The sequence below is a fragment of the Streptomyces nitrosporeus genome, from assembly GCF_008704555.1.
In the GTDB taxonomy this organism is placed as follows: Bacteria; Actinomycetota; Actinomycetes; order Streptomycetales; family Streptomycetaceae; genus Streptomyces; species Streptomyces nitrosporeus.
In genome coordinates this window covers 1,505,038-1,516,481 of the sequence record NZ_CP023702.1, presented here as the reverse complement: position 1 = coordinate 1,516,481, position 11,444 = coordinate 1,505,038, and the positions used below count along the sequence as shown (strand labels likewise).

Below are 11,444 nucleotides of genomic sequence, written 5' to 3'. Positions count from 1 at the left end.
CCTGAGCACCCGGACCGCCGGGGCGGGGACGGTGGCGCGCACACCCGCGCGGACCCGGGCCGCGGCTCCCGCGCCGCGCCGGACGTCCGCACCCCGATGGGCGCCGGCGGGCCGCCCGCCCGCGCGGGGGCCCGCGGGGCCGGGACGCCCGAGGCGTCCGGGGCGTCCCGGCCCTCTCACCGGTCCACCCGCACGGCCGCGCCGGTGAGCTGGTCGGCCAGCAGTCTGACGTCCGCGTCGACCATGATCCTGGCCAGCTCCCGCGACCTCACCTCGGACTTCCAGCCCAGCAGTTCCTCCGCCTTGGACGCGTCCCCGATGAGCGCGTCGACCTCGCTGGGGCGCTCGTACTTCGGGTCGTAGCGGACGTGCTCCGCCCAGTCCAGGCCCGCGTGCTCGAAGGCGTACTCCAGGAACCGCCGGACGCTGACCCCCTCCCCGGTGGCCACCACGTAGTCGTCCGGGACGTCGCGCTGGAGCATCCGCCACATCGCCTCCACGTACTCCGGCGCGTACCCCCAGTCGCGTACGGCGTCGAGGTTGCCCAGATGCAGCCGGTCCTGGAGCCCCGCCTTGATCCTGGCGACCCCGCGGGTGATCTTGCGGGTCACGAAGGTCTCCCCGCGGCGCGGCGACTCGTGGTTGAAGAGGATGCCGTTGACCGCGAACATGTCGTACGCCTCACGGTAGTTGACCGTCGCCCAGTACGCGTACACCTTCGCCACGCTGTACGGGCTGCGCGGGTGGAACGGGGTGCGCTCGTTCTGCGGGGGAGGGCTCGCGCCGAACATCTCGGAGGACGACGCCTGGTACACCCGGGTCTCGATCCCGCTGGCCCGGATCGCCTCCAGGAGGCGGATCGCGCCGAGGCCGGTGACGTCGCCGGTGTACAGGGGCGCGTCGAAGGAGACCCGGACGTGCGACTGCGCGCCCAGGTTGTACACCTCGTCGGGACGGATGTCCCGGAGCAGGTTGACCAGGGCGACACCGTCGGAGAGATCGGCGTGGTGGAGGACGAACGAACGGTCCGCCTCCTCGGGCCCCTGGTATATGTGGTCGATCCGCTCCGTGTTGAAGCTGGACGAACGCCGGATCAGGCCGTGGACGGTGTACCCCTTCTCCAGCAGCAGCTCGGACAGGTACGAGCCGTCCTGCCCGGTCACCCCCGTGATGAGTGCGGTCTTCGCCATCGAACTCCCCCCTTTTCCTCTGGACGCCCGGCGCGCGTGGTGCGCTCCGTGGGCGTGTGGTGCGCTCCGTGGTCGTGCCGGGACGCTCCGGGGCGTCGCGCGCGTGCCGGGACGCCCCGGCGGCCGGCCGCCGCGGGACCTGGATGCCCCGTGACGGCCCCGGGCGGTCCCGCCGGGCTCCCCGGGGGAGCTGCGCCGCAGGGAAATCACATGATCTGTATGGTTATGCGGCAAGAGGCCACCCCGGCGCTCCGCCGCTGGCACAATCCGAGCCATGACGACTGAACTCCCCGGCGCCCCGCGGGAATCCGCCCCTTCCCTGCTCGCTCCCGGTGCCCGCGTATTCGTCGCGGGCCACCGCGGACTCGTCGGTTCGGCGCTGGTGCGCAGGTTCACCGCCGACGGCCACGAGGTGGTCACCCGCGGCCGGGACGGACTCGATCTCCGCGACGCGGCGGCCACCGAGGCGTTCCTGCGCGATGTGCGCCCCGACGCCGTCGTCCTGGCCGCGGCCAAGGTCGGCGGCATCATGGCCAACAGCACCTGCCCGGTGCAGTTCCTGGAGGACAACCTGCGGATCCAGCTCAGCGTGATCGCGGGCGCGCACGCGGCCGGGACACGGCGGCTGCTCTTCCTCGGCTCGTCCTGCATCTACCCCAAGCGCGCGCCGCAGCCGATCCGCGAGGACGCCCTCCTCACCGGCCCGCTGGAGCCGACCAACGAGGCATACGCGCTCGCCAAGATCGCCGGAATCGTCCAGATCCAGTCCTACCGGCGGCAGTACGGCGCCTCCTACATCAGCGCGATGCCCACCAATCTCTACGGGCCGGGGGACAACTTCGACCTGGAGACCTCGCATGTGCTGCCCGCCCTGATCCGCCGGTTCCACGAGGCGGGACGGGACCGGGCGCCCGAGGTCACCCTCTGGGGCTCCGGCAGCCCCCGGCGCGAGTTCCTGCACGTGGACGACCTGGCCGCCGCCTGCGCGCTGCTGCTGTCCTCCTACGACGGTGACGATCCGGTCAACATAGGCTGCGGCGAGGACCTCACCATCCGGGAACTGGCCGAAACCGTACGAGAGGTGACGGGCTATCAGGGTGAGATCGCCTGGGACTCCTCCAAGCCCGACGGCACCCCGCGCAAGCTGCTCGACGTCTCGCGGCTGGCCTCGCTCGGCTTCACGCCGCGGATCCCCCTCCGCGACGGCATCGCCCGCACCTACGCCTGGTGGCTCGGCCAGCTGCCGCCACGCGCCTGAGCCACGGGCGGGCCGGGCGCGGCGCGGCAGGTCTCCCCGCATCTCTCCCCCCGCCATTCAGTACGCCCCGCGGCCGTCGGTGACGGCGCGCACCGTACGGGCGATCAGGCGCATGTCCGTGGTGACCGACCAGTTGTCGACGTACCAGAGGTCGAGGCGGACCGTCTCCTGCCAGGAGAGGTCCGACCGCCCGCTGACCTGCCACAGCCCGGTCAGCCCCGGCCGGACGGCGAGCCGGCGCAGCTCCCGCTCGTCGTAGCGGGCGACCTCCTCCGGCAGCGGAGGGCGTGGGCCGACCAGGGACATGTCACCTCGTAAAACGTTGAGGAGCTGCGGGAGTTCGTCGACGGAGGTGCGGCGCAGCACCTGGCCGATCCGGGTCACCCGAGGGTCGCGGCGCATCTTGAACATCGGGCCCTCGCTCTCGTTGGCCGAGACGAGCTGCTCCTTGCGGGACTCCGCGTCCACCACCATCGTGCGGAACTTCCACATGGTGAACGGCCTGTTGTGCCGCCCGTGCCGGACCTGCCGGTGGAAGGCCGGGCCGTGCGAGGAGAGCCGCACGGCGAGTGCTATCCCGAGCAGGAGCGGAGCCAGGAACAGCAGCCCCAGCGCCGCGCCGCACCGGTCGACCGCCGCCTTGAGCAGCGCCTGCGGGCCGTTCCGCAGCGGCGGTGCGACATGCAGCAGGGTCAGCCCGGCCGCGGACACCGGACGCACGCGCCCCGTCGCCGTGCCCGACAGCTCGGAGAGCACGCAGAGCGCGATCCCCGCGTCGTGCAGTCCCCAGGACAGCCGGCGCAGCCGGTCCTCCGCCAGATCCGGGCCCGGGGCCACCAGCACCAGGTCCGCGTCGTGCGCGAAGGCACCGCCGAGCACGGTGGAGACGTCGTCGTCGGCGGGCTCGGGCGCGAGCCGCCCCGGTACGGGCGTCTCCCCGCCCGGTGCCCCCTCGCCCACCGGCACGGCCGCCACCACCCGGTAGGGGTGTCCGGGACGGGAGCCGAGACGGCCGACCGCGCGCTCCAGGCCCGCGGCCTCACCGACCACCAGCACGCGGTGTGCCGGGCGGCCCCGTGTGGCGGTCCGGCGCCGGACCACCGCCACGGCGGCCGCGGCGGGCAGGCCGGGCAGCAGGGCGAGGACGGCGTTCTCCGGGGCGGGCCGGTGCTCCGCCAGGGCCAGCAGCACGGCGAACAGTCCGACGAGCACCAGCCAGTCGGCCGCCGTCCTCGCGAACCCGTCCGGCTGCCCGGACGGCCCGGCCGCGTACCGGCCGCGGGCAGCGCGCACCCCGGCCCAGACGAGCGCCGCCACGGCGGCGGTGAGCGGGGCGTGCGGCTCACCGGCCGCGTACAGCACACCCCAGGCCAAACCCCCCAGGGCCAGGGCGTCGGCCAGCGCGAACAGGGCCGGGAACGGGTCCGGTTTCCGGGCCGCGGCGACGGCCGGCTGAGCCGGGCCGCGCGGTGCGCTCGGCGCCTTCCACAGCTGTTCGAGAGCGGCCGTACGGTTCCGGGTCACGGCGGTGCGTGGTCGAGGCGCCCCCGCTGTCCCGGCCGGCCGGACCGGCCTCGAAAACTCCGATTCAGGTAATTCGACATGCCCCATGAGCCCCCCAGCCACAGTCGCATCCCCACAAACGGGGCGCATCCGCCGATCCCATGGACTGACGGATGCGCCCTCGCTCGGTGCACGATATCCACACACGTGCCATTTCGCTGGAGTTCCCGTGAAGTTCAGACATGCGGAATGGCCGGATTTCCGTAGCGTTTCGGACGCATCTCTGATTTTGTGCACTACTGCTCGAATCTGACGCTTCCGGAGGTGCGGTGGGGCCGGTGGGGGAGGCCGGAATCAGGGGGAGTCGCGGGGGCGGCGGAACCGGTGGGAGCGGCGGGGGCGGTGGGTGCGGCGGGAGTGGGGGACCGGCGGGCCGGGAGCGGATCCGGGCGGGGGATAGGCGCGGGGGAACCAGTGTGCGACAGTGCCCGGTGGTGCGAACCCGGGCGGCTCGAAGGCGGTTCGCGTCCCGGACGGGAGGGACCATGTCCGATGTCCACCGAGCCTGCGACCCCGCAGGCCGGGCCGAGGACGGCGCGCGGACCGGCGGGGGCGGCCGGCCCGCGCACGGCGACCGGCCGTGGGCCGAGTTCGGCGCCCGGTTACGGAGCCTGCGGCGCCGGGCAGGGCTCACCCAGCTCCAGCTCGGCCAACTCGTGGGCTACCACCACACGTTGATCAGCAAACTGGAGAGCGGGCTGCGTGAACCGGCGGCCGGGCTGGCGGACCGCCTCGACCCGCTGCTCGGGGCGGGCGGTGAGCTGTCGGCCCTCGCCGGGGCGCCCCGGACGGCGGGCTCCCCCGGTGTCCTCTCCGAGGCGGTGGGCCGGGCCCTGTTCGCCCCCCTGCCCGGCGACGGGTACCTGCCCGGTGGCGGGACCCTGCCGGACGACGGCACCGGGGACGGGGAGCGGGCCTGGCCGGTACGGCTGCCGGACCGGGAGGTGATCTGCCCGCTGCACGCCTCGGCGGGCTGCTCCGTACCCGAACCCGCCTTCGTGCGCGGGTTGCTGAAGGAGAGCCCGGAAGGGCTGCGGGCGGTCCCGGAGACCGAGGCGGTGCACGGGTTCACCGCGCTCCTCGGCCGCCTGACCCAGGGCGCGGCCGAGGACCGGCCGCCGGGCGCGCCGGAGACCGCCGAACACGTGCTGCACCTGGTCGTGGGGTGGGCCCGGCAGGTGAACGCGTCCGGCCGGCTGCCGCACGCGCAGCTGAGACTCGCCGCCGCCTACGCCCAGCTGGCCGGACAGCTGCGGATGGCCCGGGGGCAGGCGGCCGTCAGCACGGCGTGGCTCGCGCACGGCCTGCGCTGGGCCGGAGCCTCGGACGACGTCATCTCCCAGGCCTCCCTGCTCGGTGACCTCTGCACCCTCGTCCGGCTGGACCGGGACGCGGCGTCCGCGCTGGTCTACGCCCAGGCGATGGCGGCACTGGACCCGCGCCGGGGCTGGGTGACGGCCCTCGCCCACCTCTACCAGGCGCGGGCGTACGCCCTCCGCCAGGACGGCCCGGAATGCCGGCGGCACATCGCGCTGGCCCGCCGGGGACTCGCCCGCCTCGACCGGCGCGACGGCGCGGAGGCGCCCTGGCTCACCGGGGCCGACGGGCGGATGCGGGCCGAGTCGGCGGTGGCCGGCGCGCTGCGTGACCTGGCGGCCGGCACGGGGGACCGGGCCACGGCGCGCCGGGCCGTCACCGCCACCGCCGAGTCGCTGGCCCATCTGGCGCCCCGGATGCGCCCGGCCAGGCTCCTCCTCACCCTGCGCCTCGCGGACAGCCACGCCTGCGCGGGCGATCTGGAGGCGGCGCTGGACGTGGCGACACCGGTGGTGGAGCAGGCGGTCCACAGCGAGCAGAGTACGACCGTCCACGAACTGCGCGGTCTGCACAGCCGTCTGACGGCCGGGTGGGGAAGCCTGTCCCAGGTCCGTGACTACCGGGAGCGGGTCAGGGCCGCCGCGGCGACGGCCGGCCTGCCCTGACCGGAACGCGACCCGAAGGGCGCTCCGGAGCGCGGCGCGGTGTCCCGGGCCGGAGGGCCGCTCCTCGGGCGCCGCACCTGGCGGGCGACGGCCGGGCCGGCGACCCCTTCGCGGACCGGCCGGGCCGGCGACCCCTTCGCGGACCGGCCGGACGCCCTGCCGAAGCCCGTCGTCCCCCGGACCCCCGGCGAGGCCGGGGCGCACGTCCGCACCTGCCGGTCCGCCGGCGCGTGACGGCCCTGTCCTCCCGAAGCTGTCGCGAAGTGACAAGTAGCTCTCTGTGATCAGAGTGACGCTCGGTCAGGGGTAGTGGGGCGAGGCTCGGGGACCGTCGCGGTCCGGCCGGCGGTGAAGTCGGCGTGGGCCTGCTCGACGGCTTCGGGGTATGCCTCGTGCTTGGCGTGCTCGGTGAGGGCCCGGTAGATGCTGGCCATCGAGGGGTTGTGTCCCTTGCGCTTGCCGGTGGGGATGAATAGGTCGGGCTGGATCTGCTCGACGTACTCACCGCCCGCGTGGCGCCGGAGGACGGTGTGGAGCATGTCGTCGGTGATGACAGAGGGCCGACCGCCGTGCTTGCCCTTACGGGACGCGGTGTCGAGCCCTTCCAGGGGCGACTCGCGGATGTTCTCCCGCTCGGTTTCTGCCGTCGCAGCGAAGAACGCGAACAGCGGCTTGCCGGGGCCGGTGGGGTCGTGGATGGCGGGCAGGGGTCCGGCGAGCATCTCCAGGACCGGGCCGCGGACGATGAGGTGGTCCGCCAAGGCGGTGGGACCGGCAGCGTCGCGGCCGGGGCGCTTCATCTCGTACACCGTGAAGCCGACCCGGCAGTGCGGGGCGTGCGCCTTGACCTCCCGCGCCGTCCGCAGCGCCTCCCCGGACTCCGGGCGGACCCGGACGCGGGTGCTGATCTTCCCGCTGAAGATCTTGTCGCGAGGGATGCCGTGTCCCGCGAGCGCGTCGGCTGGGAGTCGAGTTCCTGGCCGAGGGGCGAGCAGCGGGCGTAGCCGATGCGGATGTCCGCGCCCGGCAGGTCCGGGTCGAACGGTGTCGGCGGCGGGTTGCCCGGCCGCCACGGCTGGCCCGGCCCGCGGTCGGCCGGAGTCGGAACCCACAGCGCCTTCTTCAGCCGGGGCACCGTGGTGAAGCGGCGTGTGTGGTAGGCCGAGGCGACCGCGCCGCCGCGCGAGCGGCAGGGTCGTTCGGGCTGGGCTTCACACTTCGGACAGGCGTGCGCTTCGACGTCGTCCGCGTCCGACCGGTCGGTCTTCGGTGGGTGCTGAGGCCCTGTCATGAGCCCGGATTTTCGCACATGCAAGTCTCGGAAGGGGGTCCGTGCCGCTTTCGGGAGAGAACGGGTTCTGAGAACGGAACCGGACCCGGCGGCGGTTCGGCGACCCGTTTCCGATCTCGCTCGGGCAAAGGACCGTTCATGAGAAGGGCTTGATGCGTCAACCCCGAGTGAGTCGCGCTGGATCTGGTGAGCGATGGAGCGGTGGACCGATGCGGATGCGGGCGGTGGCTGCAGAGGGGGAGCGCCGGGCTGCGGTTGACTCGTCGTACGTCGATTGTCAGAGGCCGCTGGCAGGATCGCCACTGTGAACGTCACCCGTACCACCCCACCGCGGCCAGTCGACGTAGCTGCGGTCTTCCCTCGACTGGCCCCGCTGGCGCGCCCGGCGACCCGGCTACATCCCCGCCCCGGTTTCCCGTCGCCGTACCAAAGCTCGATCGGCGGACCACTGCTGTGGCCTGCCAATCAGCCGTGGCTGTACTGCGACAAGTGGCACGAGGGCCCGGTCTCCCCCCTCGTGTCAGTGGCCCAGCTGTACGTACGCGACGTGCCTGCGCTGCGGCCGCCCGGACGGAGCGACCTGCTCCAGGTGCTGTGGTGTCCCTCGGAGCACCCGCCGGAGTACAAGCCTTCAACCGAGCTGTTCTGGCGAACTGCCTCCGACGTCGGCACTGTCCTCGACTCGCCACCCAAGCCGGCCGAGGCTGACGACAACTACATACCGGAGCCATGTGTACTCGCGCCGGAGCAAGTTACTGAGTACCCGAACTTTCTGGAACTGGACGAGGAGCTGCAGCAGCAGCTGAGCGACTGGAGCGTGTGGCAGGCGTCCGGCGCCGCGATCGATGATTCGTACGAGATCGCCCCGCAGGAGTTCTACATGAACGAGCTGTCCGAGGCCCCCGGTTGGAAGGTCGGTGGATGGGCACCGTGGGGCCTCACCGATCCCATCACCCGGTTCTGCATCAACTGCGGTGCCGCGATGAACCCGCTGCTGACGATCGCCTCGGACGAATGCCGGGACTACAGAAGAAGCTGGGTCCCGTACGAGGATCAGCACATCGCCGTGGTCGACGACGACAAAGTGTCGAACCCGCCAGGGGTCCAGGTCTCCGGTGGGAATCATCTGCAGCTCTACGCCTGCTCGAAGTGCTACACGCATACCGACCTGATCCAGTAGACGATTGCTGGAGTCCCTGCGACACGCGGTTGGGCGAGGTTCGCGTCACGCAGCGCCACATAGCCTGTGGCCCCGGCCAGCATGCTGCCCGGGGAGCTGAAGCGTGCCGGGCAACAGCGCCTTCACCTTGACTCCGGCCAAGTTGCGGTAGTCCGCGTGTCACGCTGAAGTAGCGGCTGCCTCATCGTGCGGGATGCGCGGGCCGGCCACCGTCGCCCGGAGGGACAGGCCCAAGTCGAGGCGGCTGTTCATGTCCGGCTCGAAACGTCCGTACGGGTTCACGTGGGTCCGGAACAGCGGAGACAGGGCCCTGCGGTCGGCGATGGTGAGCTTCTTTTGCCACTTCTCCTCGGCGAGGATGTCCTGGAGGAGCAGGGTGTTGACGTGCACCAGCGCGGACTGGAGCAGGTGCAGCAACTCCACCAGCGAGTCGGTGATCTCCGTCTGCCGCACATGGCACAGCGCGGCCAGCAGCGTGTATCGCACCTGCCCGGCCGCCGCCCGCAGGTCCGGGGGGTACTCCTTCGACGCCCGCACCCGCCACGCCGCCACCAGCTTCTCCGACACGTCCCCGAACAGCTCCGGTGCCAGCTCCAGCGCGCGCACCCGCTGGAGTTTGTTCGCCTCCGCAAGCAGACTGTCCAAGCCCAGCGCGCCGGGTCCGCCTTCAGCTCGGAGAAGAACGAAACGCCGCCGCCCGCCGACTCCTCCCCGCCGACGTCCTCGGCGACCAGGTCGTCCAGCCGGGAACGGGTCGCCGCCGACAGCCGGTCCACGGTGGCCGCGCAGAACCGCTCCTCGAAGGCAGTGACCGCTGACCCGACCAGGCGGGCGATGCGCCCCGGCGTCGGCGGCTCCATCCGGTCACCCCGGCAGCGCACGACCACGGCCTCCGCCAGCCGGTCCCGGTTCAGCTCCACCCCGCACAGCTCCGCCGCCAGCCACTCGGCGAGCTGCGCCTGGTCCTCCGCAGTGCACTCCCAAAACCCGAACGCGCCCCGGATCTCCACCCGGTGTCGCTTGATCGCCCGGCCCTGCTGGTCGTACCCGGTCCACTCCTCGGCCGGCGCCTTCACCTGCTGGGCCACGTACGACACCGCCGGCGCCGGGATCTCGCCGGGAACCTCCGGGAGCCTCCGGGAACCGGGCCTCCACCTCGAAGAACTTCAGCAACAGCGCGAACCCCAGCCGGTTCGCCCCGACTTGTTCCGCAGCCGCTCCTGGTCCTCCTCCAGCAGCGTCCAGACCTCGATCAGGTCCTCCGGCTCCCACTCCTGCCGCTCCCCGTGCTCCCTCCGGTCGTCGTGACCGGACCAACCTCGCGGAACCGCTCCCTCAACAACTCCAGAAGATCGAAAACCCGGACAAGCACACCCCTGCTTTCCTGCAGAGAGCTACTTGTCACTTCGCGGCAGCTTAAAGGCTGTCCCGTAATCCCTGGCGGGCGTGCGACGACAGCCACGGCACCTCGCGGTGTTGTCGGAACGTCCGCATACTCCCCCAGTGGCTTCGCCCGGGGGTGCCCCCATACGTACGCGAACGCCCCTCCGCCTTGCGATGCTCCCCCACAGCCTGAACGGCGCGGGAGGGACCCCCACCGTCTGACGCCGCACGCTGCTCCACCACGGATCACGGGACAGCCTTTAGGGAGGACAGGACCGTGACCGCTCCCGCCGCGGCCTGGCGCCCGGTCACCTGCCGTCGGCGGGCAGATAACCCAGCTGGGCCGCGTGGACACCCGCCTGGAAGCGGCTGCGGGCGTCGAGGTGGCCGAGGAGGCCGGTGGCGATACGGCGGGCGGTCCGAGGGGAGACGCCGAGGCGCTTGGCTATGGCCTCGTCCGTGTAGCCGCGCGCCAGCAGGCGCAGGGTCTCGTGCTGCTGCCGGGTCAGCGAGTGGTCCCCGGGCTTCTCGGAGGGACCGAGCGGTTCGGCGCGGTCCCAGACGTTCTCGAAGAGGGCCTCCAGCGCGGCGATGAGCCCCGGGCCCGACACCACGAGCGCCCCGAGCGAGGAGTCCTGGTCGTCGAGGGCGACCAGGGCGAGCCGCCGGTCGGTGATGATCATGCGGGTGCTGAGCGAGGGGGCCGTGCGGATCTCGGCCCCGATCGAGGCCAGCCAGGTCACATGGGCCACCGTGGGCGGGTGGTTGTGGATGCTGTCGAGATAGACCGTGCGCATCCGCACCCCGCGCTCCAGGAGCCGCTGGTTGAGCGGGCGGGAGGCGTGCATGTTCTCCTCCGTCTGCGCACCGCCCGTCGCGAAGGTCAGGATCTCCTCCTCCACCTCCTCGTGCAGCCGCGTCAGGTAGTCCCGCACATGGTCCACACCGTCCAGGTGCACCACCGGGGACTCGTCGGCCGCCGGATGGGTGGCGGGCAGGCGGCAGAGGAGTTCGGCCACGGCGGCCTCCCCGGCCTCCAGCCGCTGCCGCTGGGCGGCGAGCAGGGCCCGCTGGCGTGCCAGCAGCATCTCCAGGCCCAGCCGGGGATTGACCACGTGCAGGCGCCGGCCGTCGCCGTCGCCCTCCGTGGCCGGACGCACCAATGCCAGATCCTTCAACTCCTGTACAACAACGTCGAACTGATCCTGGGTCAGTTGCAGGCGGGAACAGTGCTCCGCGGGGGACGCGTGCGGCCGGCCGAGCAGTGCCCGGTAGACGGCCTCCGTCATGGCGTCCAGACCCAAGGGGTCGAGCATCGTCCCTCCTCGCCAGGAGCCCTGTCGCTTCCCGGAGTTATTGCCACAGGCGACAACGTCTACTCTTCGGCACTCCGGTGACGCTTCGGTAAAGATCATGGCACGAGTGTGTGCGCGGGGGCAGACGGCCTCCCGGCGGCCGGTGCCGGTCCGGGCGTCCGCATGCTGGACGGAAGGGGCCATGGCCTCATCGGTCCACCGGTCCGACCTTCACCGTCGCGTCACTCCCGTACAAAACTCACGGTGCTGTCGACCGCTCCCCACCGATGGTTGGAAGGGCT

General features: G+C 72.3%; 9 protein-coding genes and 1 pseudogene. 3 read left to right on the top strand and 7 right to left on the bottom strand.

Annotation, left to right across the window (positions count from 1 at the left end; all coding sequences use genetic code 11):
* Positions 1–176 precede the first annotated feature (176 nt).
* Positions 177–1,190 (bottom strand): GDP-mannose 4,6-dehydratase, encoded by a 1,014-nt coding sequence (gene gmd, locus CP967_RS06490; RefSeq protein ID WP_150487028.1) that lies wholly within the window; start codon positions 1,188–1,190, stop codon positions 177–179.
* Positions 1,191–1,464: 274 nt separating this feature from the next.
* Between gmd and CP967_RS06485 the strand changes: the two genes are divergently transcribed.
* Positions 1,465–2,448 (top strand): GDP-L-fucose synthase family protein, encoded by a 984-nt coding sequence (locus CP967_RS06485; protein ID WP_150487027.1) that lies wholly within the window; start codon positions 1,465–1,467, stop codon positions 2,446–2,448.
* A 57-nt stretch (positions 2,449–2,505) separates the two neighbouring features.
* Here CP967_RS06485 and CP967_RS06480 read toward each other — a convergent pair whose 3' ends face one another.
* A complete protein-coding gene (locus tag CP967_RS06480) occupies positions 2,506–4,059 on the bottom strand; it encodes a sugar transferase (RefSeq protein ID WP_150487026.1) in 1,554 nt (517 codons plus the stop codon).
* Positions 4,060–4,496: 437 nt separating this feature from the next.
* Between CP967_RS06480 and CP967_RS06475 the strand changes: the two genes are divergently transcribed.
* A complete protein-coding gene (locus CP967_RS06475; RefSeq protein WP_150487025.1) occupies positions 4,497–5,993 on the top strand; it encodes a helix-turn-helix domain-containing protein in 1,497 nt (498 codons plus the stop codon).
* 284 nt (positions 5,994–6,277) lie between these two features.
* Here the strand turns inward: CP967_RS06475 and CP967_RS06470 are convergent, their stop codons facing one another.
* Positions 6,278–6,859 (bottom strand): recombinase family protein, encoded by a 582-nt coding sequence (locus CP967_RS06470; RefSeq protein WP_425281762.1) that lies wholly within the window; start codon positions 6,857–6,859, stop codon positions 6,278–6,280.
* Entirely contained in the window at positions 6,790–7,284 is a 495-nt protein-coding gene (locus CP967_RS35365; RefSeq protein ID WP_425281752.1) for a zinc finger domain-containing protein, read from the bottom strand. Before CP967_RS35365 ends, CP967_RS06470 begins: the two co-directional genes overlap by 70 nt.
* A gap of 523 nt (positions 7,285–7,807) precedes the next feature.
* Between CP967_RS35365 and CP967_RS06465 the strand changes: the two genes are divergently transcribed.
* Positions 7,808–8,464 carry a hypothetical protein gene (locus tag CP967_RS06465; RefSeq protein WP_341874658.1) on the top strand — a complete coding sequence of 219 codons (657 nt, stop codon included), beginning with the start codon at positions 7,808–7,810 and terminating at the stop codon, positions 8,462–8,464.
* Between the two features lie 159 nt (positions 8,465–8,623).
* Here CP967_RS06465 and CP967_RS06460 read toward each other — a convergent pair whose 3' ends face one another.
* The 3 genes and pseudogenes from CP967_RS06460 to CP967_RS06450 all read right to left on the bottom strand — a co-directional run bounded on the left by CP967_RS06460 (position 8,624) and on the right by CP967_RS06450 (position 11,163).
* The gene (locus tag CP967_RS06460; RefSeq protein WP_150487023.1) at positions 8,624–9,109 is read right to left on the bottom strand and encodes a Tn3 family transposase; all 486 of its coding nucleotides are present in this window, start codon (positions 9,107–9,109) and stop codon (positions 8,624–8,626) included.
* A gap of 179 nt (positions 9,110–9,288) precedes the next feature.
* Positions 9,289–9,588, bottom strand: a pseudogene (locus CP967_RS35360) (DUF4158 domain-containing protein); the annotation flags it as partial.
* Positions 9,589–10,155: 567 nt separating this feature from the next.
* On the bottom strand, positions 10,156–11,163 hold the full coding sequence (locus CP967_RS06450; RefSeq protein ID WP_150487022.1) for a helix-turn-helix domain-containing protein: 1,008 nt from the start codon (positions 11,161–11,163) through the stop codon (positions 10,156–10,158).
* Between the last annotated feature and the right edge of the window lie 281 nt (positions 11,164–11,444).

Bases quoted from the DNA above. Each gene is read 5' to 3' on its own strand.
- CP967_RS06475 (WP_150487025.1), top strand. From the start codon at position 4,497: ATGTCCGATGTCCACCGAGCCTGCGACCCCGCAGGCCGGGCCGAGGAC.
- CP967_RS06480 (WP_150487026.1), bottom strand. From the start codon at position 4,059: ATGGGGCATGTCGAATTACCTGAATCGGAGTTTTCGAGGCCGGTCCGG.
- CP967_RS06485 (WP_150487027.1), top strand. From the start codon at position 1,465: ATGACGACTGAACTCCCCGGCGCCCCGCGGGAATCCGCCCCTTCCCTG.
- CP967_RS35365 (WP_425281752.1), bottom strand. From the start codon at position 7,284: ATGACAGGGCCTCAGCACCCACCGAAGACCGACCGGTCGGACGCGGAC.
- CP967_RS06450 (WP_150487022.1), bottom strand. From the start codon at position 11,163: ATGCTCGACCCCTTGGGTCTGGACGCCATGACGGAGGCCGTCTACCGG.
- gmd (WP_150487028.1), bottom strand. From the start codon at position 1,190: ATGGCGAAGACCGCACTCATCACGGGGGTGACCGGGCAGGACGGCTCG.